The following is a 25,284-nucleotide window of genomic DNA, read 5'->3' on the forward strand; positions in this document are numbered from 1 at the left end:
GTCAGTCCCTCGTCAGCTTGCGGTGCGTGACGCGATGCGGACGTGCCGCATCCGGTCCGAGCCGCTCGACCTTGTTGGCTTCGTAGCCCTCGAAGTTGCCCTCGTACCAATACCAGGCAGCCTCGTTGTCGCCGAAGCCGCCCTCCCACGCGAGGATGTGCGTGCAGGTGCGGTCGAGGAACCAGCGGTCGTGGGAGATCACGACGGCGCAGCCGGGGAACTGTTCGAGCGCGTTCTCCAGCGAACCGAGGGTTTCGACGTCGAGGTCGTTGGTCGGTTCGTCGAGCAGGATCAGGTTTCCGCCCTGCTTGAGCGTCATCGCGAGGTTCAGGCGGTTGCGCTCACCACCGGACAGCACGCCCGCCGGCTTCTGCTGATCGTGGCCCTTGAACCCGAACGAGCTGATGTAGGCGCGCGACGGCATCTCCGTCTGGCCGACCACGATGTGATCGAGACCGTCGGACACGACCTCCCACACCGTCTTGTCGGGGTCGATGCCGGTGCGGTTCTGGTCGACGTAGCTGAGCTTGACGGTCTGACCGATCTTCACCTCGCCCGCGTCCGGCTCCTCGAGCCCGACGACGGTCTTGAACAGCGTCGTCTTACCGACACCGTTGGGGCCGATCACGCCGACGATGCCGTTACGCGGCAGGGTGAACGACAGGTCCTTGATCAGGACCCGGCCGTCGAAGCCCTTGTCGAGGTTCGACACCTCCACCACCACGTCGCCGAGGCGCGGCGGCGCGGGGATCTGGATCTCGTCGAAGTCGAGCTTGCGGGTCTTCTCGGCCTCGTTGGCCATCTCCTCGTAGCGGTCGAGGCGGGCCTTGTTCTTGGCCTGACGGGCCTTCGCTCCCGAACGGACCCAGGCCAGCTCCTCCTTGAGGCGCTTCTGCAGCTTCTGGTCCTTCTTGCCCTGGACCTCGAGCCGGGCGGCCTTCTGCTCCAGGTAGGTGGAGTAGTTGCCTTCGTACGGGTACAGGCGGCCGCGGTCGACCTCACAGATCCACTGGGCCACGTGGTCGAGGAAGTACCGGTCGTGGGTGACGGCCAGGATCGCACCCGGGTAGGCCGCGAGGTGCTGCTCCAGCCACAGGACGCTCTCCGCGTCGAGGTGGTTGGTCGGCTCGTCGAGCAGCAGCAGGTCGGGCTTGCTGAGCAGCAGCTTGCAGAGGGCGACGCGGCGCTTCTCACCACCGGAGAGGTGCGTGACCATGTCCTCCGGCGGCGGACAACGCAGGGCGTCCATCGCCTGCTCGAGCTGGGAATCGATCTCCCACGCGTCGGCGTGGTCGAGCTTCTCCTGGAGCTCGCCCATCTCCTCCATCAGCTCGTCGGAGTAGTCGGTGGCCATCAGCTCGGCGATCTCGTTGTACCGCTTGAGCTGGACCATGGTTTCACCCATGCCCTCTTCGACGTTCTCGCGAACGGTCTTCGTCTCGTCCAGATGCGGTTCCTGCATGAGGATCCCGACGGTGGCACCGGGAGCGATGAACGCTTCACCGTTGCCCGGCTGATCCAGCCCCGCCATGATCTTGAGGATGCTGGACTTACCCGCGCCGTTCGGGCCGACCACACCGATCTTGGCGCCGGGGTAGAAGCTCATCGTGACGTCATCGAGGATGACCTTGTCACCGTGCGCCTTGCGCACCTTCTTCATCGTGTAAATGAACTCGGCCACGCTCTGAGTCTCCTAGCTGGGGTTTCTTGCGTATGACCTCGGGAATCTCTCGCAGATCCCCCGTGTGTCATCTGGGCTTCTCTTGACGATGCTATCGGAATAACAGAACGGCCCCGCCCGGTGCTACCAACACCTTGCGGAGCCTCGGAACACAACGGACAGGACCCGTCATGAACCGTTCCCGCAGTATATCTGCATCCAGGGACAGGCTCGAGTCTCTACTCGCCTACGCCCTGACACTGACCGTACTGATCGGCACCTACGGCGGTTGCATTCTCCTCGCCCGCCTCCTCATCGCACTCGGGTGGGCAGCATGAGCCTCTACTCGGTGAATCAGGTTGCCGACCGCCTCGGGGTCACTGCTGATGCTGTCATCGACGCCGCAGGGCTCACACTCGGTGAACTCGAGCACGCAGCCGAACAGCACGGCTTCTGCGCCACTAACTACCGCGATGTCTCTGTGCTCACCGAGCATGAAGTCGACGTGATCACGGCCAGACTCGACCGACCTTGACCTGCTGAGTCGGGTCGGTCTAGTACCGGCCCGCGCTTTGCACGCCACGTTCCGTGTCCTCTGCACGTCGCTCCCGTCGTCTCAGACGCAAACCGAGACAGCCCGGTGCACTTCATCCCCCGAACCGGCGGGGGCGCTCTCACATCGATGTCAGGCCTGGCCTTGTGAGGGTCCGGTACAAGCTCGCACTCAATCGAGGGCGGGCTATTCGTGCTGGCCTGACGCGATACGGGGACGTGGTTCGTGGGAAATTTCCGGGGTGGGGTTACAGCTTCTGCCACCCGCAGGGTGTCCGCTGGCCCTGGACGTGACACTCGCACCGAAACAGACCACAACAGTCCACCGATATGTTCACGCAACCGCCCACACGGGCCATCCCAGAGAAGAGACGCAAGTTGACCAGCACGACCACCACCACCGCCAACGGAACCGCCGTCACCCTCGAGCGTGACAACGACTTGATCGGCATTACCGTGGCGGGCACCGACTCCGCAGAGGGTCAGACCGAACTCCAGCTCAGCGTGGACAGCTTGCGGGAACTTCTCGAGTCGGGTGCGCTCGAGCGTCTGCTCGGCACCAACTGACCCCAGATACACGAAAAGCGGCCCCTGAACCCATATTGGGAACAGGGGCCGCTCACGTTAACTCAGACCAATCGATCCGAAAACCACAGGGCAATCTTCGGCACGTCATATTCATGCAACGCAACCGCTTCCACGAAGTCAGCCGCCTCCGGTCTCGCCACCTCAATGCGAGAACCGAACGCATTGAGATAGATGTTCGCTGATAGCCACGCGGTGCGCTTATTACCGTCCCGAAAGGCGTGTGCGGAAACAAGGGCATCAAGCAACGCCCCCGCCCGTCCAAGCAACGTGGGATAGAGCAAGTCCCCACCAAAAGTATGCATTGGACGACCGAGGGCACCCTCGAGCTTCCCGTGATCCAGCACAGCGTGATTCGACTTTGTCAGTTTCCTGTTGGTCTCGATCACGTCCGCACAAGGCAGACAGAGGCTCACCGCTCAGCGAGCAACGCCAACGTTTCCGCCCAGCGTTCCATCTCATGGTCTATAGCTTGCTGATAGCGCGGGCCACCCTGCACGTGCGCCGGAATCATCGATGGCGGACGGGGAGCGCATTGTTCGCCCTCAAGAGCTTTCCTTGAGTAGCAGCGCCTCATTTCCTTCACGGAAATGGTTTCGTTCCCCATCTCCCCTTCGGCAAGGTCGCCTCGCGCTTCCAGCCATGGGGAATCGCCATGTGTGAGTTCGATGAGCGTGTGCTTATCCATGCCGCCGTAGAAGTCCAAAACGGCTTGGATGACGCGCTCAGCGCTTCCCACGACCGCTTCCGGGTGGGAACCGGGCAACTCCGTGTCGTACGCACCCATGCGATGGAACTTATTGACCCGATGCACCTTGGGAATAACCGGGCCATCCGCCCAAGCCTGAATCTCGTCATCGAACAGAGGACGGCCATCCCACGCCAGATGCCACGCCTGAGCGAAGTACGTGAGCTTTTCCAGCTTCCACGCATCCACCCAACCCAAGTGCTTGTAGACGTATCCCGCCACGTCGAGAGCTGTAACCATTGGTCGCTCCTTTCGCATCGGGTCCACCCACAGGTTATCCACAGGTTCATCCACACATCCGTGCGGCTTTGTCAACATGCTACGGCACAACTTGATTCCTAGGTGCATCCACACCCAGTAACGTTTCGCAAGTTCGCCCATAGTCGAACACACTTTCGATTGTAGTCCAAAAACCGGTCGCTCGCAGGACATATACCGACTGGCGGAAACTAGGAATGCAACCGTAATGAGGGGGGCTAGGTAGCCGCCGTTCTCGCGCACTCACACCGCCCCCGGGTTTTCGCTGGTCAGCAGCATTGCAAGTTACGCGAGGCTGTGAACCGACGCTGTCCACAATGCACTTCACACCCCACCTCTAGCCTTCTGCCAACCCGTCACCGAGGGTCGCAGCCGTGACAGTCGGCAACAGCACCTCGGGCACAGTCCGCGACGCCACCTCCCACAGCGGTTTCGTCGCACCATTGAACAGCGTCCGCGTCACCGGACCACCATCCCTGAGCTTCGGCACATCCCCACCCGGCTTCTCACCACCGTGATTGAGCGTGCAGCCCGGACCGCCGTCACAGTGGAACCACGTGCCGCCCTGAAGCATGATCGCGGCTCGTGGGTCCTCCCCCGGTTCATAGCACTGACTTCCCATCTCAATACCTCTCAATCGCTAGTCCATCCGGGTCAGCAACGAACTCGCTGCACCCAGGTACGTGCACATCCCCGTATCGCGGCCCCATGTGAGCCAGCAGCGCAGTCGGTGGAAACCAACAGACCCACAGCGCTCCCCCGCAGCGTTCAGCGAACCACCGGGCCAACTCAATATCCGGGGTCCACGACAACCCATCACGGGCCGACTCGACAGCGCCCCTGCACAACACCAGACCATCCACCGGCCTCAACGTTTCATCGGCCACGCCATCGCTCGAGTAGCCCAGCGCGCGGAACCGCTCAACCCACCACGCAGCTGGGTATGCATCCAACGGGAACCTGCGGTTCATCCACTCATCGAGCAGAGCACGCGTCACCACACCGCGCTTGTACGAACTCCAGTTCAACAACAACGATCAACTCCATAGGCAGGCCAGCCCCACAGGGAGGGCCACGGGTGGCACACGGGCCAGCACATACGGCCCGCAACGGCATCGGCGCAACGACGCAACGACGCAATGCAGCGCAACACGCAACGCAACGGGCGCAATGAGACCGGCAACGAACGCAACGCAGCAGGTCAGTCAGCTTCGCAGCGAAAGCGACAGAGGGGGCAGCCTCGAGTCACAGAGGGGGTGACAGAAATCGTCACCCCTAGCGGACCACAGAACACGCAGGTCAGCACGTATCCGATGACACCGTAGAGGTGTACCGGCAACACCCGACTTTACTGCCAGCGCCGACAAAATTGCTGGTCACGGGTCCCGCAACCCCCGGCTAGCCGCCGGCAGCGGACACGATGGGCACTCATTCAACGAGCACCCCAGGAGTACGGTCCAGCAGAGCAGCACCGGGCACCCCCACTGGCGATGCACAACCCGGAAGGGTGGGGGGTGACCCCCTCGAGCGCCCACGCGGGTTTCCAACCACCTAGCCCGGTTTCTCTCCCCGGGGATTCAGCGCTGCAAAATACCCGGTTCCCGCTGCTCAGGACGGCTGTGAAGGCCGTTCATGGTGCGGTCTAGGTGTTCGCACGCGTGTTCGATTCTGACGGCTAAGGGGGCTCCTCAGGGCTCAATGAGTGTTTGGGCTGGCCGCTAGCGGGTGTCACGATCTGTGATACCCGATTCGTATCCGCATTTCCGCAGGTCGCATCGGCGTGTCGCGGTTTCTCAGAGTCCGTAGTTGCCGCTTCCGATGGGCCACTCGACACCGGGCCGACGCTGGCCTGTGTTCTCGTCATACGGGGGCTCATCTCCCCACGGCGCAAATGCCGGATTGAAGTACGGGCGCACCTTCGTGGCCTCGGGGTTGCGCATACCCGTCATCGGGCAGAACGGCGGGTAGTCGATGCCCCGCCGATAGACCTTCCTGACATCCGGCGCTGTCGTGGCAGCCGTCTCTGACCACAGCTTTGTCTTCGGTGCGTTCGGGGCGATTGCCGCTGCTCGCTGCTTCGCCTCCCAGGAATCGGCGTTCGACTGGCTGAGGATTGCGAACTGTGCCTTGAGCTGAGGGGTACCCACGCACTCGTCCACGCTGCGGTCACCGCGAAGTCGATTGCAGGTTCGGCAGCTGGGAGCGAGATTCTCGATGATCATTGCCAGGGCTGGTGACTGCGATCTTGGGACTATGTGGTCAATCTCGAGTCTCCACGGCCCAGCCTTGAGCGTGAGGTCGATTTCCCGGTCGCACAGGTGACAGAACACCTTGCCGCCATGCTTGGCCTTCTCCCGGCGCACGACCGCCTCGGATAGCTTCTTCCATCGGTATCCGCGTTCTCTGTCGGTGGCCATTCATAGCTCCTTTCAGGTAGACGAAACCCCCGACACCGCGAGAGGGGGCAGGGTGCCGGGGGCTCGAAGCGCACAGGGGCACTCAGTCAGGGGGTCAGTGCGGGTAATTGGGTGCCGAGCAGCGTTCGATCAAAACCAGACCGTTTCCGAACCTTCGGCCCACTGACGCTCCACGGTGTAGTCAGCGCCCCAGTCCTCACCTCGCACTTTGTCAACGCTTCCGGTCGCGCCCCTGGTAGCGGGATTGACGTAGCCAGTTGGCGCCGGCGTAGCACGTTCCGCGAGTTCCCGGTCAAGCCTTGCTCGCCGCTCGGCTTCCATCTCGGCGGCGACTTCAGCGACGACTTCCGCCCGTGTCGGCTGGTTTGCTGCGTCGATGGCTGCCCGTGCGTCCACCTCGGCAACGGCACTTTCTACGCGTTCACGGATGGAGCCGGGTAGCGGTCCAGGTTGCGGCTGGTGGTCCTGGTCGCCACCTTCAGCGTCAGCAACAGCCGCTGCCACGCGTTCGTAGTCCCAGCTCATCGAGTCGCACCGTGGGGTTTCTCGTCCTCGAGTTTCTGCCAGAACTCGTCCTCGGCTGCCTCATGCACCCTGCGTACCGACTCGGCCACTTCCTCTGACGCGGGCAGGTACAGACCTGCTGCGCACTCATCCAGGAACTTCAGCCGGGGGTCTTCATCGGCGGGGCGACGTTTACCCAGAGCAACGGGTGTCTTGAACTTCCACCACGGCCCCCACGCGGAAATCCGATCGGGCTTCGGGACCACGCCAGCCTCACGCAGTTCCGATGCGAGCCGGTATACCCGTCCACGGCTTTCGATGAGGTTACCGACCTCGAGCCACGCATCGCCACGACCAGCATTCAACGCCTGCTCCGCGCTGGTGATACCGGAGAGCTGACTCGCCAACTCAATGCCGTGGGCACCGATGCGTTCGAGTTCGTCGTTGAGGACTTTCGGGGCCTTGCCGGCGTGCTGGAAGGCCAACTTCTCGAGTTCGCGGATGAGTCGTTCAGCAACCGTTTCGGTGATTCGGAGAACGTGCTCGGCGGTGGGGATTGTCTGCGAAACTTCGCTATCGAGCGTGTCGAGTTCCATTTCGAAGTCCCCAGCGAGCACCCTCGTCAGCAACTTTTCGGCGATGTTCGCGCGGGTTGCCTCGATTCGCCGGCTGACGTTGCTGCCAGCTGCTTCGGTGGCGGCGATGCGCACCAAAACAGCCTCAACTTCGCCTGCCTCCTTTGAGCTGAGCAGGTCGAAGAGGCGTAGGTCTTCGGCGATCGTTTCGACGCGACGCCGTTTCACGCGGCCCGCATTGGAAATGGTGAATTGGTCATTAGCCATGAGAGTCCTTCTGTGGTTCAACAAGTTTCAGTAGTTCGGTAGCTAGCGTGCGGGCTTCGGAGTCGGTCAGTCGGTAGCGCTGACCTGCGAGGTTCAGCTCGACAGTCCGCAGACCAGAGCGTTTCGCGATCGGCAGGAAGTCGCGGACTTGCAACCTCACGGGCTATCCCGTCGCTCGAGGTCGTCCAGGGCGGTCACGTCGCCTCGTTCTCGTCTGCCAGATCGTGTAGGGCGTCCGCGACCTCACGGAGCGACCACGGCGGCACATCAATGAAGAAGTTGCCTTTCACGACTCTGCCAGCGCCTCTGAGGCGTATCGACGGTTCAACCCAGACCGGGAACTGCTCATCCCCCATCAGCGGCCACGCTTCGCGGGCGTGGTCAGTGGCGGCAGCTGGTGGACGAACAGTCGTCCTAGTCGGCCTAACTCGTCCTGGTCGTCTTCGATCAACGCATCAGCGATGGATACGAGCCGGTCGAACGATTCGACATCAACCCAGACCCAGTTTTCGCCCTGGCGGATGAGTACGCCGTCAACGCCTTCGCGGGTGGATGTGCGAACGATCAGGTCGGAGAAGTTTCCCGACACGGGTACTGAGATTTTCGGTGAGGATGGCATGTCATGGTGCTCCTTCTCCGCACCTGCGGATAAACCGCCCGAAGGCGTGGGAGTGGTTGAGGGGAGGCAGGTTGTGCCGACCCCATGAAAAAGTCAGATGCGCTTGTTGCGGTACCGCGTTGGGTGCATCCGAATAGCAGACCATCGGTAAAGGCGCTGTCGGTGCATCGAGGCGTCCCGCGTAAGGCACGGTCGCCGTGGCGGCACATGACAGGTCGGGCAGTGGGTTTCGTACGCCGAGAACGGCTGAGGGAGTGAGGCATCGGGTGTCGTAGCCAAATTCACCCCCTCAGAGCGATTCTCGGGGCCTAACTCGTCAGCCCTGGTGTGGTTAAGTGGGGGTGCAGCCCTGTTGGGCGTACAGGCTCGACAGCGAAAAGATCAAAAGAAGCTGGGGAGGAGGCAGGGCTGTCGCCCTGCGTCACAGCGGGGCCGGGTGCCGATGGTCACCACGCGTGGCGGTTCAGGTCTTTGAAAAAAGAGATCCATCGCTCGCGCGCAGCGTGAGTGATAGCGCGCCAGCGCGGTCATCTTTTCCCCCTCGCCCGGGGAGGCACACCCACTGCGAAGTACGCGCAGCGGTTGATGTTCATCGCGATGTACGTACATCTCCCCGACATTCCAGACATTCACCATTCTCGCTGGTGAAGTCCTGTTTCTAAATGTCCGGGCAATGTCCGGGCCGTAAGACATTCCCGACATTCACTGTGGAGAGTCAGTGAGACCGAGCAACTCAAGCGCAAGTTCACGGGCCTCAGTAGGCGAAAGTCGAATCCACGACTTTCCCTGAGCGACAATCGCTCCACCATGACGACGTGGGCGAACGCGGATTGGCGTCTGTCCGTTGTCGGTCTTCACGAGACCACCTCATCCTTCATGCATTCAGCGCAGGCAACGTCGGTGAGTGACTCCACCGGCTCGGAACACGCAGGGCATTGAAGGCCCCCGGACTCTTCAATGTCGGGGATGTCCTGAACGTCGGACATTGCACGGACATTCGGAACAGGGCTCTGAACAGTAGAAACGCTCAATGTCGGGAACGTCCGGGGTCCGTACATACCACGGGAGAAATTCGCGATCTTCTCGTCTTTCGCCAGCTCATTCAGGTAGCGGCGGCACTGGAAACCGAGGATGTCCGAAATATCCGCGACCTTCATCGGCCCCGACAACGCAGACACGAAATCGAGCACCTGAGACTTTCGCTCACCGAGTCCAGCCTTTGCGTTCGCCAGTTCGGCCGCGCGTTGCGCTTGCGTAAGGTCCTCGCCAGTCAGCAACCACCGAGACCCATCGAAGGTCACATTGAACTCGACCTCTTCCACGTCGCGGCCCGTGATCGCCACGGTGCCTACTGACTCGTTCCGTGACCGCCGTAGAACGATGATCGTGTCGGCAGCACCGGCAATTCCGTTTGTGCCAGACACCGACTCGAGGAAGTCCTCAGACTCCATCTTGCGCGTGTGGTGAACGGCAATAAGCGTCCCACCCGGCACCAAGTCAATAATCGACTTCAGTTCCCCCGTGACGCGGTAGTCCCGCGCGTAGTCGGATTCCCCCGACCGCTTAGCCGACATCGCTTTGCCCAGAGTGTCCAGGATGACCATCGGTGCCTGCGCATAATGCTTCGAAAGCCAGTGCTTGATTGCACTAGGCACTTCATCAGACGCCGCATGTACCACCGAATCGAGGTCGTCGGGGATCTCACCGTGTACGCCGACGTAGCGGCCCTGGAGGCGTCGAAACGAATCCTCGAGAGACAAGTACAGCACTGGGCGCTGGTCCACCGGAATGCCGTTGAGGGCGGTCCCGCCGGCCGCACACGCGGTAGCCAGACCAGCCATGAAGAACGATTTGCCAACCTTGGGCGGGCCACTGAAGATCACCAGACCTTCGGGAATCACACCAGGAACGGCCCACGTCGGCGGTTTGTACTGGGCCTGTGCCAGTGTCGAGCCAGACATGAACCGCGCCTCCAAACTATCGTCAGACCACTGAGAGAAGTCGAATTCGGGCATACCGCCCACCCCATCTTTCGGGACTCATCGTCCGCACAGTCGCGGCACTCGTTTTCGTAGAAGTAAGAACAAACGTCACAACAGCGCGCGTCACACGTCCAGCGCAGCGCGCATATCGACATAAAGCGGTGTGCGACTCACCGGCTCATAGAGCTTGGTCAGGTCACGTTCATCTACGAAGTACCTGTTGCCGCGCTTAACTCCAGGCAAGACGCCTTCACGGATCTTCTTCTTAATCGTGACGGCTGTATAGCCTGTGCGAGAACCTGCCTCGCGGGCACTAATCAATGCCATTCGTTTCACCTCCAACCTGATCGTCAAAACTATGAAAAAGCATAAGAAAGTAGATAGTGCGATCTTTACCACGAACAGACACAGTGAGCAGCAGTGGTCCATACGTGTTCCGGTACGACCGTACAGGAAATAGTCACTCTTGAATTATCGAAGAACACGCTCAGAAACGGGCAGTTAAATTGATGGAATTGACGCGACTCGATAGGCGCGCCAGAATAGCCCCAATTAGGGGCTCAGTTCGATTCTCCGGCTCTATCAGCGCGGGGTCGGTGAATCCCTTTCGGGGGAAAGAGTTACCGCGTATTTGCGCGTTCCCATGCCGCGATGCGTTCCACCGGAAAGCGCCACATCTTCCCCACCTTCATCGCGGGAATCTCTTGCGCCGCAGCCATCGCGCGAACCTGCTGTTCGCTGACAACCCACCGATCCGCCAGATTCTTCGCCGTCATGAACACTGTTGCTCCAGTCACCCGTGCGCCCTCTCGATCACGAACCCCTCTTGCGGGCATGCCGAAACCAACCGACATGCTCAAAAGGAAAGGCGGCGAGGGGCCGCGAACTTGCTTGGATGAAAGTTACCGCCCGGAACCGACATTTGCGCCAGGTGCGCCAGGCTTCAATGGACACAGCCGAAGACATCGACGGTGCTGTCAGATACGGGCTGACCAGTGGAAACGGCCTTTTGCCCAGGTTTCGGGGATTCTGGTCGATGGAATCCTCCAACGCGTGCACCTGCACACCGACATTCTCGATGTTCTCCACGTTCCCGTAGGTGAGGACAGGAAACGTACGCGGTGCGCGCCAACGTCGATGGTCTTCTACGCCACGCGGACATCAACATGCCCGAACGTCGTCAGGGACTCGAGCGCGGCCCGACCAACGTCGTTCTTCTTCTCACGGACGTGGTAGAACACGTCAAACTTGAGGAGGGCGCGTTGTGGCAGTCGTCGGCGTTGTAGAACTCTAGAGCAGCCCGTCGAACACCGCGCGTGTCTTGTCGTCCTCACCGGGCCACAGATGCGAGTACACCTGAAGCGTCACCATCGGAGACGCGTGCCCTAGACGGTTCTGCACAGTCGTAACGGACGCCCCGGATGCAATGAGGGCACTCGCGTAGAAGTGCCTCAGGCTGTGCCATGAGTGCCCCTCAACGCCAGCATCCTCAGCTGTCGCCCTCCACATCTTCGCGATGTGCGCAGACGACCACTGGCCACCCTGCGCAGCACGGAACAGAGGTGAATGCGGTTCGTAGTCCGGGTGCGCCTCGAGGTGTGCCTCGACAGCCCGCAACGTCGAGTCGGGCAGCGGGATAGTGCGCCGAGATTTCCGCGACTTCAGCTCACGCCATCCGAACGCGGTGTGATGCCCGTCAGCTTGTTCTATGACATCCACCACCTTCCGGGTGGCATCCACCGAGTAGACCCGCAACCCGCCCATCTCACCCGCACGCAACCCGGTTGTAGCGCCGAACTCGATCATGGTGGCGAATGGCTCAGATGCGGCATCGATCAGCGCGCGCAGCTGCTCCAGCTTCAGAATCTGATGCGGCTCCACAGCCTGATTCGTTTCCCCACCGCGACGGACCGAAGTCACAGGGTTACGCGGTATCTGCCCCTGAGCAACGGCATCGTTGAACAAAGCCGACAGGATGCCGAACAGCGTCTTGATGCTTGAGTTCGCCAACGGCTTCCCGCCGGCCCACGGTCGCCCATCCTCGAGGGTGTGTTTCCAGTCGCGGATGTCGCCAGCCGTCACGTCACCCAACTTCATGTAAGCAAGGTCACCCAGATTCGCCGCAAGGTGGGCACGCCCCGCGCGGGTGGACTCAGTGGCCGCATGCGGGATCGCTTCCTTGAGAACCGCGCTGAGCATCCGGTTATCAACACGCTTGCCGGTCGGGTTGAGCCCTTCGCGTTCGCGAATCCAGTCACGGGCATCGCCTTGCTTGGCGAAGCTCTTAGACACCTCACGGCCACCGACGCGGACACGCGCGACATACCGGGGCGCTTTCCCCTCTGTGTACGTGCGCTTCTGAATCGAGCCCATGCGGGAGAGTCTATCGGGATGCGGGGGACTCCCGCATATCCCCCGCGCGTCATCTAACATCAGTGGCGTAGGTGGCGGAAACGCACTTACCGCACGCGCTAAGTTTTACACTTTGAGCTGTGAAAATAGCGTTTACCATTGACAATCCGACAGAAGCATGTATATCGTTCACGACAACATCGTGTAAATGAACTCAGCCATGGGGCCAGCCTAATGGTGAGGCGCGACGAACCCACATCGCGGAGGGTCGGGGACGTGATCGGGGGCTTCCCGGGAAGATGCTGCGGGCACCGGCGCCGGGAACGCAGAGGTCGGCGCCGATACCCGCAGGTGCGCTACGCGACGAGGGACCGGGTGGCCACCTCTTCGGTCGCCGGGTTCCCCACACCTCCGTCGGTCGTTCTCGGCGCGCGCTCGAGCACGACCGTGCACCGGGCCAGATCCGGTCCGATCGCGGTGGCGCTCAACTCCAGGTCGGAGCGGGCAATGCCGTCCCGGGTGGTGTATTCGGTGGTGCGCAACTCGCCCGTCACGAGGACGGGATCGCCCTTCGTGATCGAGGCGACGACCCCGGCCATCAGCCGCCGCCTGCAGGTCACCGTGAGATAGAGCGTGCTCCCGTCACGCCACTCCCCCGTCGCGTGGTCGCGGCGCCGGACCGTGCTCGCCATCCGGAAACTGAGGAACTCGTCACCGGCGGCGTTCGACCGGGTGACCGGGCTGGTGATGACCGTTCCGACGACGGTGCCGTGTGTTTCGTACATGACGTCTACCCCCTGTGAGTGCGGCAAGGTGCCTTCACTCACAGCGTGCCGTCCGGCGGCGTCGTTTTCGGCCCGCATCGGACATCTGTGGAGAAATCGAGCGGTTGTGGATGGAACCGCGAAATCGGCCTCGGAGCCCCGAACGTGTCGGGGCGGCGTGCTAGCGGTCAGCGTCCGGCTTCGCGGTCCCGTCGCGCCAGCTCCGCGAACATTCTGTTGTGCGCTGCCAGATCCGCGTCGTCGTTCCGGTCCGCGGCCCGGTCGACCCGCTTCGCCGTGCGGCCGTCGCTGCGGGACCACTGGATGAGCAGCGCCATCATCACCAGCACCAGCGGGATCTCTCCAGTGGCCCATGCGATGCTGCCGCCCAGTTGCTGGTCCCCCACCAGGTCGGCGTTCCAGCCGAGTCCGAGCGATCGGTAGTACCACTCGCCCATCACGGCGCCCATGCTCATCAGCGCGACGCCGAAGAAGGCGTGGAACGGCAGGGAGCCGAACACCATCGCGAGCTTCGTCACCGGTTGCAGCTTGCGCGGCGACGGGTCGATGCCGATCGCGACCCAGTAGAAGAGGTAGCCGCTCAGCAGGAAGTGCAGGTTCATCAGGACGTGCGCGGAGTGGGAGTCGACGGCGGCCGCGAAGATCCCGCCGAGGTACAGGGCGTAGAAACCGCCCACGAACAGCACCGCCGCGACGACGGGGTGGGTGATGAACCGCGAGAACGGGCTGTGCAGCGCGGTCAGAATCCATTCGCGCAGTCCCGGCACACCGTTCTTGCCCGCGGGATCGAGGGCCCGGAGCGCGAGCGTGATCGGGGCACCGAGCACCAGGAGTACCGGCGCCAGCATGGACAGCGCCATGTGGGCGCCCATGTGCACGCTGAACACGGCCGGCGAGTAGCGGCCCACACCCGACGACGTCGCGATCAGCAGCACCACGCACCCGCACATCCAGGCGACGGTCCGGCCGACGGGCCAACTGTCGCCGCGCCGCCGCAGTTTGCGCAGCCCGATCGCGTACACGACGGCCAGCACGATCGCGGCGGTGCCGTAGAGGAGGTCGAATCGCCAGTCCAGCATCAACCGGGCGAACGTGGGCGGCCCCGCCAGGTTGTAACCGAGTTCCACCTCGGTGAGGGTGGGCGCCGCGGTCGGGGGCGGCGGGGGCGTGCGGCCGAGTCCGACGGCGAGACCGATCGTCGCGGCGAAGACCATGACCTCCGCACCGGCGAAGCGGATCAGGTTGCCGCGTTTCGTCGGGTCCTTCTGCAGTGCAGGCAGCGCCCGTCGGCGCTGCGCCCACCCGAAGACGCCGAGGACGACGAGGGCCACGATCTTCGCGACCACCAGGCGTCCGTACGTGGTGTCGACCAGGTCACCGATCTGGACGCGAACGAGCGCGTTCACCACACCGCTGACCGCCATGACGACGAAGCAGACGGTCGCGACCGCGGAGAACCTGCGCGCCGCGACGTCCGTGTAGGCGCCGCGCCTGCGGGCGTGGGCGAGGAGCGCGAACAGACCGCCCGCCCACAGCGAGGCTGCCACGAGGTGCAGGATCAGGCTGTTCGTCGCCATGTCGTGCGAACCACCCGAGGACGAGTGCCCGGTCAACGCGAGCGGCATCAGACCGAGGACGCCGACGACCAGCAGGATCGGCGTCCACCACCAGCGCAGCACGAGCCGGGAAGCGATCGCGAGGACGATGGCGATGATCGCGGTCCAGCGCCAGGCGCCTGCGAGTTCGACCTGATCGATCGAATTGAAGATGTTGGCCGGTTTGACCGCTTCGCCGAAGGGTTGCCCGGACGTGTCCGACAGCGTCAGCGGGACGAGGACGAGGGCGGTCGCCGCCCACACGATCGCGGCGTACGACGCGGTGCGGACCGCGCGGTAGCCGTCCACGTCCAGGACGCCGGATTTCTGCGGCGGCACGAAGAACGCCGCGAGCAGCAGAGATCCGATCGTGATGACGGCAGCGATCTCCGACACGGCCCGCATGGCGGGCAATCCGTAGGTGGTGATCGGTCCGGGATCCGGAATTCCCAGCAGCACGAGCGCCTGAGCAGCGGAAAGTCCGACGACGATTGCCGCAACCAGGCCGGCGATGAGACCGCCGACGACGAACAGGGCGGTCGAATCGGCACGATTCGGGGGTTTCGAAGCCGGGTCGGACGCCGCGAGCTGGGGTGTAGCCATACATCAAGGGTAGGACCTACGACAGGCCGTCGGAGACGCGAGGGTCGGTCGCCGTTTGCGGCTACCGTCGACGAGGACGTGTCCCGTGAGAACGAGAGGCTGAGATGGCGGAGTTTCTGATCATCGTGGTGGCGCTGTTCTTCGCAGGCATGGGCGTCTACGGGCTCGCCCTGCCCGCCCGCCTGGTCGCACCGTTCGGTCTGACCGCGGATTCGGCGACTGCCCGCGCCGAGGTGCGCGCGGTCTACGGCGGCTTCGGTGTCGCGGTGGCGGGCCTGCTCTTCTTCGCGGCCTTCGACGCCCCACGGCATCCGATCGGTCGCCGTCGTGACGGTGGCCGTCGCCCTGCTGGGGATGGCGTTCGGCCGGATCGTCGCCGCCCTCACCGACCGGCCGACGCGCTTCTACCCCGTGTGGTTCTACTTCGTCGTCGAACTCGTTCTGGCGGGACTGCTGCTCTGCGCGGCGGCCTCGAGCTCGTGACGCCCACACCCCAGCCCCGGTCGGAGCACTCGGGGCGGCAGGTAATATTTGCTGCGCGCCTCCGTAGCTCAGGGGATAGAGCAAGAGCCTTCTAATCTCTTGGTCGCAGGTTCGAATCCTGCCGGGGGCACTCATTCGACCAAGTCCTGGGACGGCGAAAACCCCCGATCACCTGCACAGTCAGGGAATCGGGGGTGCCGGCAGCGGGACCTCGGGTCACTCCTTCAGGAACGCCAGCAGGTCGGCGTTGATCGTCTCCGCCTGAGTGGTGGGCATGCCGTGGGGGAAGTCCTTGTACGTCTTCAACGTCCCGTTGGCGAGGAGCTTCGCGGACAGGGGTCCGGCGTCGGCGTAGGGAACGATCTGGTCGTCCTCGCTGTGCATCACGAGCACCGGCACTGTGATCTTCTTCAGGTCCTCGGTGAAATCGGTCTGCGAGAAGGCGACGATGCCGTCGTAGTGGGCCTTGGCCCCGCCCATCATCCCTTGCCGCCACCAATTCTCGATGATCGCCTCCGAGGACTCGACTCCCGGCCGGTTGAATCCGTAGAACGGCCCCGACGGCAGGTCGCGGTAGAAGACGGAACGGTTGGCCGCGAGTTGCGCCTGCAGGTCGTCGAACACGGCCTTGGGAAGGCCGCCCGGGTTCGCGTCCGTCTGCACCATCAGCGGCGGCACCGCACTGATCAGTGCGGCCTTCGACACCCGACTCTCGCCGTGTCGCGCGAGGTAGTGCGCGACCTCGCCGCCGCCGGTCGAGTGGCCGACGTGGATGGCGTTCTGGAGGTCGAGATGTGCGGTCAACTCCGCGAGGTCGTCGGCGTAGTGGTCCATGTCGTGGCCGTCGCCGGTCTGCGTGGAGCGTCCATGCCCGCGCCGGTCGTGGGCGATCACTCGATAACCGTGCTGGAGGAAGAACAGCATCTGGGCGTCCCAGTCGTCGGCCGACAGCGGCCAGCCGTGGCTGAACACGATGGGCTGACCGGTTCCCCAGTCCTTGTAGAAGATCTCCGTGCCGTCCTGCGTGGTGATCGTGCCCATGAATGTGCCTTCCTTGACCGCTCCGGGAATGACGCTGATGAGGACGGAATTCAGTACATCAAACTTCGGTATGCCGTAGGGCTGCTTCGACCGGCGGCGGTGCTCGCGTACTCGCGCGTAGCAAACCGACTGATTAGTCTTGTTCGCGCATCGCCCCAACCCGACGGGGCAACGGTGCATCGGGACCCGCCACTTTCCTCCGCGAGTGGCGGGTTTCCCGACCGTCCGGCGTCAGCTCGGCGGGGGAACCTCGAACACCAGCAGCGTGCTGGTGGCGGTGGCCACGAGGCGGCCCTGCGAGTCGGTGACCTCCCCTTCCGCGAAGGCGATGCGGCGGCCCGCCTTCTTCACGACACCGGTGGCGCTGAGCGCCCCGGAGTCGCGGGTCGCCCCGCGGATGTAGTTGACCTTGATCTCGACGGACGTGTACCCCCACCCTGCGGGCAACGTGGTGTGCACAGCGCAGCCGGCGACCGAATCGAGCAGCGTGCACACGGCGCCGCCGTGGATGGCACCGATCGGGTTGTACTGCGATTCGTCGGGATCGAGCGCGAAGGCCACCCTCCCGGGTTCGGCCTCGAGGAACCGCAGGTTCATCAGGCTGGCGATGGGCGGCGCCGGAATGCTGCCGTCGAGAATCGACCGCAGGTAGGTGAGGCCGTCGAGTTCCCGGGCCTTGCGCGCCGGACGTGCCGGGTCGTGCCATTCCACGATCTTCGACCGTGTCTCGCCCCACTCGTCGGCGTCCGGCAGGCTCTCGACCGTCGACACTTTGCCGTTTCCGAACGCGTTCACTATGCGGCTCCCCTCTGCGCCGGCTGCGGATAGAGGACGTCGAGGTCGCCGGACAGCGCCGCCTTGACGGTGCGGGTGGTGTCGTCGGCGAGCACCTCGTGCGCGCCGGACTCGATGCCGTCGAAGGCCAGTCGCGCGACGTCGGCCGCGGAGATCTTCTCCACGTCCAGACCACTGGTCATGTCGGTGTCCATGTATCCGAGATGCAGCCCGACCACCTGAATGTTCTGCGCCGCGAGTTCGGCGCGCATGGCGTTGGTGGCGCTCCACAGGGCGGCTTTCGAGACGCTGTAGGAGCCGCCGATCGCCAGCCACGACAGCACGGAGTGCACGTTGAGGATCGCGCCACCGCCGTTGGCGGCGATGATCGGCGCGAGCGCGCGCGTCACGTTGAGCGGCCCGTAGAGATTGGTTTCGAGTTCGCGGCGCATCCCGTCCAGATCGCCCGTGAGCGGCGACTCGCCGACGAGGATTCCGGCGTTGTTGATCAGTACGCCGAGATCCCCGACGAGTTCGGCTGCGGCATAGACCGACTCGGGGTTCGTGACATCCAGCTGAATGGGCACGACCCGCGGGTGCCCGTCGATCGTGGACGTGTCGCGCGCCGACGCGTAGACCGTGCGCGCTCCTCGTGCGAGCGCCTCGGCGACGAAAGCCCGCCCGAGCCCGCGACTGGCCCCGGTGACCAGCACGGTTCGATCTTGAATCGTGGTCATGACGACCCCTTCGAGGTGAGTAAGTCTGATTTTCAAACTAACTATGCCGACGACAGTAATCCCTATCAGTTGGAAAACACAACCCTCTATGATGGAGAGCATGAGCAACGGCGACACCCAGCCAGCAAACCCCGAGATCGTCATGGACCGCATGCCCCTGGCGCCGAGACCGTGCGCCATCGCCGCCACCATGGAATTGATCGGCGACCGCTGGTCGATGCTGGTGATCCGCGAACTGTCCTATGGAGTGCACCGCTTCGACCGGATCGCGGGCTACATCGGCGTCTCGCGCGACATCCTCACCGCGCGACTGCGCAAACTGGAGGAGGTCGGCGTCATCGAACGCAGGCAGTACTCCGAGCACCCGCCCCGCTTCGAGTACCACCTCACCCCCGCGGGCGAAGATCTGCGACCACTACTGCTCTCCCTGTTCCAGTGGGGCAGCAAGTGGGCCGTCGACGAGGCTCCGTCGGTGCTCGTGCACGAGTGCGGGCACTCGCTGGAACTGGAGCACCGTTGCGCGCACTGCGGCGAGGCGGTCGAGAACACCACTGTCGCAATGCATTCCCGCACACCTCGACGGGAACCCTGACCTCCCGACACGGCCCGATACAGGACGTCCCGACACCGGTCTATAGTTTCCGATGTAAACGTCAGGTAAAGAAGTCCTCACACGTAAGGCAGGGGTGGTCTGTGTCAACGCGCGACCGGGTAGCAGAGATCTACGAGCAGGTCCGCCTGCGGAACGCCGGAGAACCCGAGTTCCACCAGGCCGCCGCGGAGGTCTTCGAATCGCTCCAGGTCGTGCTCGAGCATCGTCCGCACTATGCCGATTCCGGACTGATCGAGAGGCTGTGCGAGCCCGAACGTCAGATCATCTTCCGGGTGCCGTGGGTCGACGATTCGGGCAACGTGCACGTCAACCGCGGTTTCCGCGTGCAGTACAACAGCGTGCTCGGCCCCTACAAGGGTGGGCTGCGGTTCCACCCCAGTGTGAACCTGGGAATCGTGAAATTCCTCGGGTTCGAGCAGATCTTCAAGAACGCCCTCACCGGGCTTCCGATCGGCGGCGGCAAAGGCGGCTCCGACTTCGACCCCAAGGGTCGTTCCGAGGCCGAGATCATGCGCTTCTGCCAGTCGTTCATGACCGAACTGCATCGCCACATCGGTGAATACACCGACGTGCCCGCCGGTGACATCGGGGTCGGCGGACGCGAGATCGGCTACCTGTTCGGCCAGTACAAGCGCCTCACCAACTCCTACGAGTCGGGCGTCCTCACCGGCAAGGGACTCACCTGGGGCGGCTCGCAGGTGCGCCGCGAGGCCACCGGGTACGGCGTCGCCTATTTCGTCGCCGAGATGCTGAAAACCGCGAACAGCTCACTCGACGGCAAGACCGTCGTCGTCTCCGGTTCCGGAAACGTCGCGATCTACGCGATCGAGAAGGTGCACCAACTCGGCGGAATCGCGATCGCGGCCTCCGATTCTGCGGGATACGTCGTCGACGAGAAGGGCATCGACGTCGAACTCCTGAAAGAGATCAAGGAGGTGCGGCGCGGACGGATCAGCGAGTACGCGGACACCGTGCCGCACGCCCGGTTCGTGCCGAACGGTTCCATCTGGGATGTGCCGTGCGACGTCGCACTCCCCTGCGCCACCCAGAACGAACTCGACGAAGCAGCAGCCAAGACGCTGGTCACGAATGGTGTGCAGGCGGTGGCGGAGGGCGCGAACATGCCGACCACCCCGCAGGGCGTCCAGGTGTTCCGCGATGCCGCAGTGGCATTCGCACCGGGCAAGGCAGCCAACGCGGGCGGGGTCGCGACGTCGGCTCTCGAGATGCAGCAGAACGCATCCCGTGACTCGTGGGGCTTCGAATACACCGACGAACGGTTGGCCGGGATCATGCGCGGCATCCACGAACGCACCATCGCCACCGCCGCCGAGTACGGCATGCCGGGCGATTACGTGCACGGCGCGAACATCGCCGGTTTCGTGAAGGTCGCCGACGCCATGATCTCGCTCGGAGTCATCTAGCAGCAACGAAGAGTCCGGGCGTGGCCGTCGACGCCACACCCCACCCTCCGACAGCACGAGCGCGTCAGCTCACCTGGCACTGTGTCTGACCCCATTCGACCCAGCACATCTGCTTGACGTCGGGCCTGGGGTTCTTGGTGGGCAGAGGCTGGGAACAGCCGGTCTCGCAGATCGGCTTGGCCGCGGCCATACCTGCGGCGCCGGTCAACGAAATGGCAAGGGCCGCAAATCCGGCGAGGGCGATGCGCGCCGTGGTGGAGATCGTGGTGGGAGACATGGGTTCCTTTCGGGGGCGGTTTTCGTGCTGCAACCAGCATCGGCCTCGGCCTCGTCCGCAGAAAGGCCGCCGAGGGTGCAGTGAACGCACCCTCGGCGACCCCATCTCTACCCTGGGTCGATACGCCCCGGCCGGTTGCTCAGTCGGCCGTCTCGTCCTCGCCCTCGTCTTCGCGGGCCTTCTTCGCAGCCTCGCGCATCTCGATGCCGTCGGACACCCAGTCGCCGATCTCCCGGGTGACGTCCCGGACGGCGCCCGCGATGATCGTCGCGATCTGGCCCACGTGTGTGGCCGCCGACTCCGTCAACTCCTGCACGGTGTCCTTGCGCCGCTCGAACTTCCCCACCATGTTTTTCGCCTCTCAGGCTGCAGTCTTCTGCCGCTCGAAGATAACACCGGGAGGGGTGTCGGACGAGACGAGACCGGGCGGCAGTGCGAACTTGAAGATCTTCGCCCACACGGAGCCGATCTGCTTGAAGAAGCCGCCGGTGTTGTAGGGCAGGCCGTGCTTCTCGCACAGCGCCTTCACGACGGGGGCCATCTCCGGGTACCGGTGAGCGGGCAGGTCCGGGAACAGATGGTGCTCGATCTGGTGGGACAGGTTGCCGGACATGATGTGGAACAGCGGGCTTCCCTCGATGTTCGCGCTGCCGAGCATCTGCCGGACGTACCATTCGCCGCGGGTTTCCTCCGCGGTCTCGTCCTCGGTGAAACTCTGCACGCCGGTGGGGAAATGGCCGCAGAAGATGATGGAGTACGCCCACACGTTGCGGATCAGGTTGGCGGTCACGTTGCCGAGCAGGGTCGGGACGAACAGCGGCCCGGTGAGCGCCGGGAAGATCACGTAGTCCTTGAGCACCTGCCTGCCCGCCTTGCGCCACCAGCCCTTCAACAGCGGCTTGACGTCGTGCCACTTCCGCTTGCCCTGGATCACGTTCTCGGCTTCCAGGTCGTGCATCATGACGCCCCACTCGAACAGCATCATGAGGAAGAACGCGTAGACCGGGTTCCCCAGGTAGTAGGGGTTCCACTTCTGCGCCTCGTCGATCCGCAGGATGCCGTAGCCGATGTCCCGGTCCCGGCCCAGGATGTTGGTGTACGTGTGGTGCATGTAGTTGTGGGAGTGCTTCCACTGGTCGGCCGGGCAGACGGTATCCCATTCGAACACGCGCGAGTTCAGACCGGGTTCACGCATCCAGTCGTACTGACCGTGCATGACGTTGTGGCCGATCTCCATGTTGTCGAGAATTTTCGACACGCCGAGGGCTCCGACGCCGGCGATCCAGGCCGGCGGGAAGAAGCCGAGGTACATCAGACCGCGGCCTGCAACCTCGAATCCCCTCTGCGCCTTGATGATCTTGTAGATGTACTCGCGGTCCTCGGCGCCGAGGTCCGCGACCGTCCGGTCGCGGAGGGCGTCCAATTCCCTGCCGATCTCTTCGACCTGGTCGTGACTGAGCACCACCGGGGCGGCGTTGCGGGGACCGTCGGCGCCGCCGACGAACGGGAGGAACGAGAGTGAGAGTCCAAACATGTCGGTCTCCAAACGTTGATGTCGGGTGAAAGTCAGATGTCGAGGGCGACGTCGCCCACCGGGACCGAGACGCACAGCTGAATCGCCTTGTCCGGGTCTGTGTCGGTGTCGCCGGTGCGGACGTTCCTGGTGCACCCCGATGTCTTCACCGTGGTGCAGGAGAAGCAGATGCCCATCCGGCAGCCGTACTCGGGATGGAGTCCGGCGGCTTCCGCCTGTTCGAGCAGCGTCGCACCGGAGTTGTCGGCGGTGACGCCGCTGGCGGTGAAGGACACCGCGCCACCGGCCTCCCCTTCCGCCGGGGTCGCGGCGGGAGCGAACTCCTCGGTGTGCAGACGGTCCTCGATGCCGAGTTCGCGGTACACCTCCCGGACGCCGCGCATCAGTCCGGGCGGACCGCACAGGAACGTCTCGGCGTCGGCGTACCAGGGCGCGACCGCGTCGAGGTGCTCCTGACCGAAGAACCCGTGCAGGTGCCCGCCGGCCTCCTGGTCGGTGTACGCCAGCACGAGTGAGACGTTGGCGTTGGCGTCCGCGAGTGCGCGCAACTCGTCGAGGTACGCGACGTCGTTTTCGGTGTACGCGTAGTGCAGAAAAGTGATGCTTCCGACGTGCTCCTCGTCGACGAGGGTGCGCAGCATCGACAGAACCGGGGTGATTCCGCTGCCTCCGCTCACCAGCAGGAGCCGGCGAGGGCGAGGAGACGGAAGGGTGAATTCGCCCGCGGCCTGAGTCAGGTCGAGCACGAGTCCGGGGCGCGCCTGCGCATGCAGATATTGCGAGACGAGTCCGTCGGGATGCGCCTTGATCGTCAACTCGACGTGTCCGTCGGTGGACGACTGCGCATTGGCGGGCGAGTAGCAGCGGGTGTGCCGAACCCCGTCGATCACGACCCCGACCTGCACGAACTGCCCCGCACGAAATCCGCGCCACTGGCGGGTGGGGCGCAGCGTGAGGGTGACGGTGTCGGCGGTGGACCGCCGGACCAGGGCGACTTCGGCGCGGAGGTCGCGCACGGTGACCATCGGCGTGACGAGTTCGAGATAGCGGTCGAGCTGGTGCGGAGTGGCCATCGCCTCGAACAACGACAGCAGCGAGAACCTGCGTCCCTCCGCCGGACGACTGGTGTGGGCAACTGACACGTCGGCCTCCTCCATTTGAGTGCACGGTTGTACACTGACAATAGTGTGACAGAGGGAGACAGGAACTTGTCAATCACAATGTGACCGCACGCACACTCGAGGCGGGGATCGGATGTACATGCCGGAAGACGATCGCGAACACCCGGAGGTGGTGGCGGTGCTCTCCCCCGCGAATACACTCACTGCCGTGAGTCAGTCGACCGGCGCCGAACCCGAGAGCAGGGCAGCGCGGAAGGAGCGCACGAGGAAGGCCCTCCTCGACGGCACGCTCGAACTGATGGCGGACCGCAGTTTCGCCGGCGTGAGCCTGCGCGAGATCGCCCGCACCGCGGGAATCGTGCCCACCGCGTTCTACCGCCATTTCGCGTCCATCGAGGAACTCGGTGTGGTGCTCGTCGAGGAGGGCATGCGGATTCTGCGGCAGATGCTGCGCGACGCCCGCCGCACCCCGAGCACGAAGAGCGCAGGCGCGTCGCTCGACATCCTCGTGCGGCAGGTCCGCACCCACGAGGCGCAGTTCCGGTTCCTCAGCCGCGAACGTTACGGCGGGGTGCCGGAAATTCGCCGTGCGATCGCGACCGAGATGAAGCTGTTCGTCAGCGAACTCACGGTCGATCTGTCCCGCATCGACGGCCTGCAGTCCTGGGACCACGACGACCTGGAGATGGCGGCCGACCTCATCGTGTCCACCATGTTCGCGGTCGTCGTCGATCTGCTCGAGACCGATCGCCCCGGGAGCCGAACCGAGGCCGAGGTCGTCGCGCGCGCCGAACGGCAGCTGCGCCTGATCATGCTCGGCATGAGCGGGTGGAATCCGGGAACGTAGCCGCGCTCTCGCCGTACGGTGGGGGCATGTTGTCAACCTCGGAACACGCGCACGTCACTCTCGGCGACCTGACATTCGACGTCACGATCAGCGGTCCGGCCGACGGGGTGCCCGTCGTTCTGCTGCACGGGTTTCCGGAGAGCGCCGCGTCCTGGGCACCCGTCAGCGCGCTGCTGAACGAGTCCGGTCTGCGGACGTACGCACCGAACCAGCGTGGGTACTCACCCGGTGCGCGACCCGACGGCGTCGACGCCTACGGGATCGACCACCTCGTCGCGGACGTCGTCGGACTCCTCGACGCACTCGGCCTCGAGAGGGCGCATCTCGTCGGCCACGACTGGGGCGCCGCCGTGGCGTGGGTCGTCGCGGCGCGGCACCCCGACCGGATCATCTCGCTCACCGCCGTCTCGGTGCCCCATCCCGCCGCGTTCGGCTGGGCGTTGCGCGAGGACGCCGATCAGAAGGAACGCTCCTCCTACATCCGTCTCCTGAGAACGGAGGGTAAGGCCGAACGGGTCCTGCTCCGCGACGACGCGCAGGCGCTGCGCGCGATGTTCGGTGACGTCGTCCCGCCGGCACTCGTCGACGAGCACGTCGCGCTGCTCGGTGAACCGGGAGCGCTGACCGCCGCGCTGAACTGGTACCGCGCGATGACGAGCGACTTCGCGGAGACACCCGCCGTCACCGTTCCCACGACGTACGTCTGGAGCACCGGAGACACGGCGCTGGGCCGGGCCGGAGCCGAGCGGTGCGGCGAGTTCGTCGATGCGCCGTACGAATTCGTCGTGCTCGACGGCGCCACCCACTGGATCCCCGAGCAGCGTCCCGACGCTCTCGCGGACGCGATCCGCACGCGCAGCGGAACCACACCGAACTGAAATCCACCGTTCCCCGCGGCGGGGCGTGCGTTCTGGTTTGATGGCACTACTCG

29 protein-coding genes, 1 tRNA gene and 1 pseudogene are annotated in these 25,284 nt (G+C 64.0%); 9 read left to right on the forward strand and 22 right to left on the reverse strand.

The genetic code is table 11. From position 1 onward, the window contains the following. Position 1: 1 nt before the first annotated feature. Entirely contained in the window at positions 2-1,681 is a 1,680-nt protein-coding gene (gene ettA, locus I1A62_RS13535; RefSeq protein ID WP_072947065.1) for an energy-dependent translational throttle protein EttA, read from the reverse strand. 313 nt (positions 1,682-1,994) lie between these two features. Between ettA and I1A62_RS13540 the strand changes: the two genes are divergently transcribed. Then, on the forward strand, positions 1,995-2,195 hold the full coding sequence (locus tag I1A62_RS13540; RefSeq protein WP_219458885.1) for a hypothetical protein: 201 nt from the start codon (positions 1,995-1,997) through the stop codon (positions 2,193-2,195). A 395-nt stretch (positions 2,196-2,590) separates the two neighbouring features. Continuing rightward, positions 2,591-2,779 (forward strand): hypothetical protein, encoded by a 189-nt coding sequence (locus tag I1A62_RS13545; RefSeq protein ID WP_219458886.1) that lies wholly within the window; start codon positions 2,591-2,593, stop codon positions 2,777-2,779. A 62-nt stretch (positions 2,780-2,841) separates the two neighbouring features. On the opposite strand, the gene I1A62_RS13550 is transcribed toward I1A62_RS13545, so the two are convergent. The 11 genes from I1A62_RS13550 to I1A62_RS13600 form a co-directional block, all read right to left on the reverse strand. Further along, a complete protein-coding gene (locus I1A62_RS13550) occupies positions 2,842-3,186 on the reverse strand; it encodes a type II toxin-antitoxin system death-on-curing family toxin (RefSeq protein WP_219458887.1) in 345 nt (114 codons plus the stop codon). A 23-nt stretch (positions 3,187-3,209) separates the two neighbouring features. Beyond that, a complete protein-coding gene (locus I1A62_RS13555; RefSeq protein ID WP_219458888.1) occupies positions 3,210-3,785 on the reverse strand; it encodes a Panacea domain-containing protein in 576 nt (191 codons plus the stop codon). A gap of 1,811 nt (positions 3,786-5,596) precedes the next feature. After that, positions 5,597-6,220 (reverse strand): HNH endonuclease, encoded by a 624-nt coding sequence (locus I1A62_RS13560; RefSeq protein ID WP_219458889.1) that lies wholly within the window; start codon positions 6,218-6,220, stop codon positions 5,597-5,599. Between the two features lie 129 nt (positions 6,221-6,349). After that, positions 6,350-6,745, reverse strand: a complete 396-nt coding sequence (locus I1A62_RS13565) for a hypothetical protein (RefSeq protein WP_219458890.1) — start codon at positions 6,743-6,745, stop codon at positions 6,350-6,352. Next, complete coding sequence (locus tag I1A62_RS13570) at positions 6,742-7,566, reverse strand: hypothetical protein (RefSeq protein WP_219458891.1); 825 nt, start codon at positions 7,564-7,566, stop codon at positions 6,742-6,744. Before I1A62_RS13570 ends, I1A62_RS13565 begins: the two co-directional genes overlap by 4 nt. A gap of 194 nt (positions 7,567-7,760) precedes the next feature. After that, the gene (locus I1A62_RS13575; protein WP_219458892.1) at positions 7,761-7,922 is read right to left on the reverse strand and encodes a hypothetical protein; all 162 of its coding nucleotides are present in this window, start codon (positions 7,920-7,922) and stop codon (positions 7,761-7,763) included. Then, positions 7,922-8,185, reverse strand: a complete 264-nt coding sequence (locus I1A62_RS13580) for a hypothetical protein (protein WP_219458893.1) — start codon at positions 8,183-8,185, stop codon at positions 7,922-7,924. The genes I1A62_RS13575 and I1A62_RS13580 overlap by 1 nt, the downstream gene beginning before the upstream one ends. Before the next feature lie 854 nt (positions 8,186-9,039). Next, the gene (locus I1A62_RS13585) at positions 9,040-10,200 is read right to left on the reverse strand and encodes an AAA family ATPase (protein ID WP_219458894.1); all 1,161 of its coding nucleotides are present in this window, start codon (positions 10,198-10,200) and stop codon (positions 9,040-9,042) included. A gap of 90 nt (positions 10,201-10,290) precedes the next feature. After that, on the reverse strand, positions 10,291-10,494 hold the full coding sequence (locus I1A62_RS13590; RefSeq protein WP_219458895.1) for a helix-turn-helix domain-containing protein: 204 nt from the start codon (positions 10,492-10,494) through the stop codon (positions 10,291-10,293). Between the two features lie 293 nt (positions 10,495-10,787). Further along, complete coding sequence (locus tag I1A62_RS13595) at positions 10,788-10,943, reverse strand: helix-turn-helix domain-containing protein (protein ID WP_219458896.1); 156 nt, start codon at positions 10,941-10,943, stop codon at positions 10,788-10,790. 37 nt (positions 10,944-10,980) lie between these two features. Continuing rightward, positions 10,981-11,256 carry a hypothetical protein gene (locus I1A62_RS13600; RefSeq protein ID WP_219458897.1) on the reverse strand — a complete coding sequence of 92 codons (276 nt, stop codon included), beginning with the start codon at positions 11,254-11,256 and terminating at the stop codon, positions 10,981-10,983. 32 nt (positions 11,257-11,288) lie between these two features. On the opposite strand from I1A62_RS13600, the gene I1A62_RS13605 reads away from it, so the two are divergent. Continuing rightward, positions 11,289-11,453 (forward strand): hypothetical protein, encoded by a 165-nt coding sequence (locus tag I1A62_RS13605; RefSeq protein ID WP_219458898.1) that lies wholly within the window; start codon positions 11,289-11,291, stop codon positions 11,451-11,453. Positions 11,454-11,457: 4 nt separating this feature from the next. Here I1A62_RS13605 and I1A62_RS13610 read toward each other — a convergent pair whose 3' ends face one another. The 3 genes from I1A62_RS13610 to I1A62_RS13620 form a co-directional block, all read right to left on the reverse strand. Then, positions 11,458-12,540, reverse strand: coding sequence for a site-specific integrase (locus I1A62_RS13610; RefSeq protein ID WP_219458899.1), 1,083 nt, complete (start codon positions 12,538-12,540; stop codon positions 11,458-11,460). Between the two features lie 335 nt (positions 12,541-12,875). After that, the gene (locus I1A62_RS13615; protein ID WP_124390099.1) at positions 12,876-13,304 is read right to left on the reverse strand and encodes a single-stranded DNA-binding protein; all 429 of its coding nucleotides are present in this window, start codon (positions 13,302-13,304) and stop codon (positions 12,876-12,878) included. A gap of 167 nt (positions 13,305-13,471) precedes the next feature. Beyond that, complete coding sequence (locus I1A62_RS13620) at positions 13,472-15,502, reverse strand: cytochrome c oxidase assembly protein (RefSeq protein WP_124390098.1); 2,031 nt, start codon at positions 15,500-15,502, stop codon at positions 13,472-13,474. Positions 15,503-15,606: 104 nt separating this feature from the next. On the opposite strand from I1A62_RS13620, the pseudogene I1A62_RS13625 reads away from it, so the two are divergent. After that, positions 15,607-15,985, forward strand: a pseudogene (locus tag I1A62_RS13625) (DUF4345 family protein). Positions 15,986-16,042: 57 nt separating this feature from the next. Continuing rightward, positions 16,043-16,115 (forward strand) — tRNA-Arg (locus tag I1A62_RS13630). An 86-nt stretch (positions 16,116-16,201) separates the two neighbouring features. Here I1A62_RS13630 and I1A62_RS13635 read toward each other — a convergent pair. The 3 genes from I1A62_RS13635 to I1A62_RS13645 form a co-directional block, all read right to left on the reverse strand. Next, positions 16,202-17,026: an alpha/beta fold hydrolase gene (locus tag I1A62_RS13635; RefSeq protein WP_124390096.1), complete on the reverse strand. Its 825-nt coding sequence runs from the start codon at positions 17,024-17,026 to the stop codon at positions 16,202-16,204. Positions 17,027-17,257: 231 nt separating this feature from the next. Then, on the reverse strand, positions 17,258-17,821 hold the full coding sequence (locus I1A62_RS13640) for a PaaI family thioesterase (RefSeq protein WP_219458900.1): 564 nt from the start codon (positions 17,819-17,821) through the stop codon (positions 17,258-17,260). Next, positions 17,821-18,537 (reverse strand): SDR family oxidoreductase, encoded by a 717-nt coding sequence (locus I1A62_RS13645; RefSeq protein ID WP_219458901.1) that lies wholly within the window; start codon positions 18,535-18,537, stop codon positions 17,821-17,823. Before I1A62_RS13645 ends, I1A62_RS13640 begins: the two co-directional genes overlap by 1 nt. Positions 18,538-18,625: 88 nt before the next feature. Between I1A62_RS13645 and I1A62_RS13650 the strand changes: the two genes are divergently transcribed. Then, positions 18,626-19,129, forward strand: a complete 504-nt coding sequence (locus tag I1A62_RS13650; RefSeq protein ID WP_219458902.1) for a helix-turn-helix domain-containing protein — start codon at positions 18,626-18,628, stop codon at positions 19,127-19,129. 101 nt (positions 19,130-19,230) lie between these two features. After that, positions 19,231-20,574, forward strand: coding sequence for an NADP-specific glutamate dehydrogenase (gdhA, locus tag I1A62_RS13655; protein ID WP_124390092.1), 1,344 nt, complete (start codon positions 19,231-19,233; stop codon positions 20,572-20,574). Positions 20,575-20,638: 64 nt separating this feature from the next. Here the strand turns inward: gdhA and I1A62_RS13660 are convergent, their stop codons facing one another. The 4 genes from I1A62_RS13660 to I1A62_RS13675 form a co-directional block, all read right to left on the reverse strand. Continuing rightward, a complete protein-coding gene (locus I1A62_RS13660; RefSeq protein WP_257890795.1) occupies positions 20,639-20,851 on the reverse strand; it encodes a hypothetical protein in 213 nt (70 codons plus the stop codon). A 139-nt stretch (positions 20,852-20,990) separates the two neighbouring features. Continuing rightward, positions 20,991-21,200, reverse strand: coding sequence for a hypothetical protein (locus I1A62_RS13665; RefSeq protein ID WP_218270211.1), 210 nt, complete (start codon positions 21,198-21,200; stop codon positions 20,991-20,993). A 12-nt stretch (positions 21,201-21,212) separates the two neighbouring features. Further along, positions 21,213-22,385, reverse strand: a complete 1,173-nt coding sequence (locus tag I1A62_RS13670) for an acyl-CoA desaturase (protein ID WP_219458904.1) — start codon at positions 22,383-22,385, stop codon at positions 21,213-21,215. A 32-nt stretch (positions 22,386-22,417) separates the two neighbouring features. Continuing rightward, complete coding sequence (locus I1A62_RS13675; protein WP_124390089.1) at positions 22,418-23,527, reverse strand: ferredoxin reductase; 1,110 nt, start codon at positions 23,525-23,527, stop codon at positions 22,418-22,420. Positions 23,528-23,645: 118 nt separating this feature from the next. Here I1A62_RS13675 and I1A62_RS13680 point away from each other — a divergent pair, with 118 nt between their 5' ends. Further along, positions 23,646-24,353 (forward strand): TetR family transcriptional regulator, encoded by a 708-nt coding sequence (locus I1A62_RS13680; protein WP_219458905.1) that lies wholly within the window; start codon positions 23,646-23,648, stop codon positions 24,351-24,353. A gap of 26 nt (positions 24,354-24,379) precedes the next feature. After that, positions 24,380-25,231 carry an alpha/beta fold hydrolase gene (locus I1A62_RS13685; protein ID WP_219458906.1) on the forward strand — a complete coding sequence of 284 codons (852 nt, stop codon included), beginning with the start codon at positions 24,380-24,382 and terminating at the stop codon, positions 25,229-25,231. Positions 25,232-25,284: the final 53 nt, after the last annotated feature.

This window comes from Rhodococcus sp. USK10 (assembly GCF_019378875.1).
Taxonomy (GTDB): domain Bacteria; phylum Actinomycetota; class Actinomycetes; order Mycobacteriales; family Mycobacteriaceae; genus Rhodococcus_F; species Rhodococcus_F pseudokoreensis.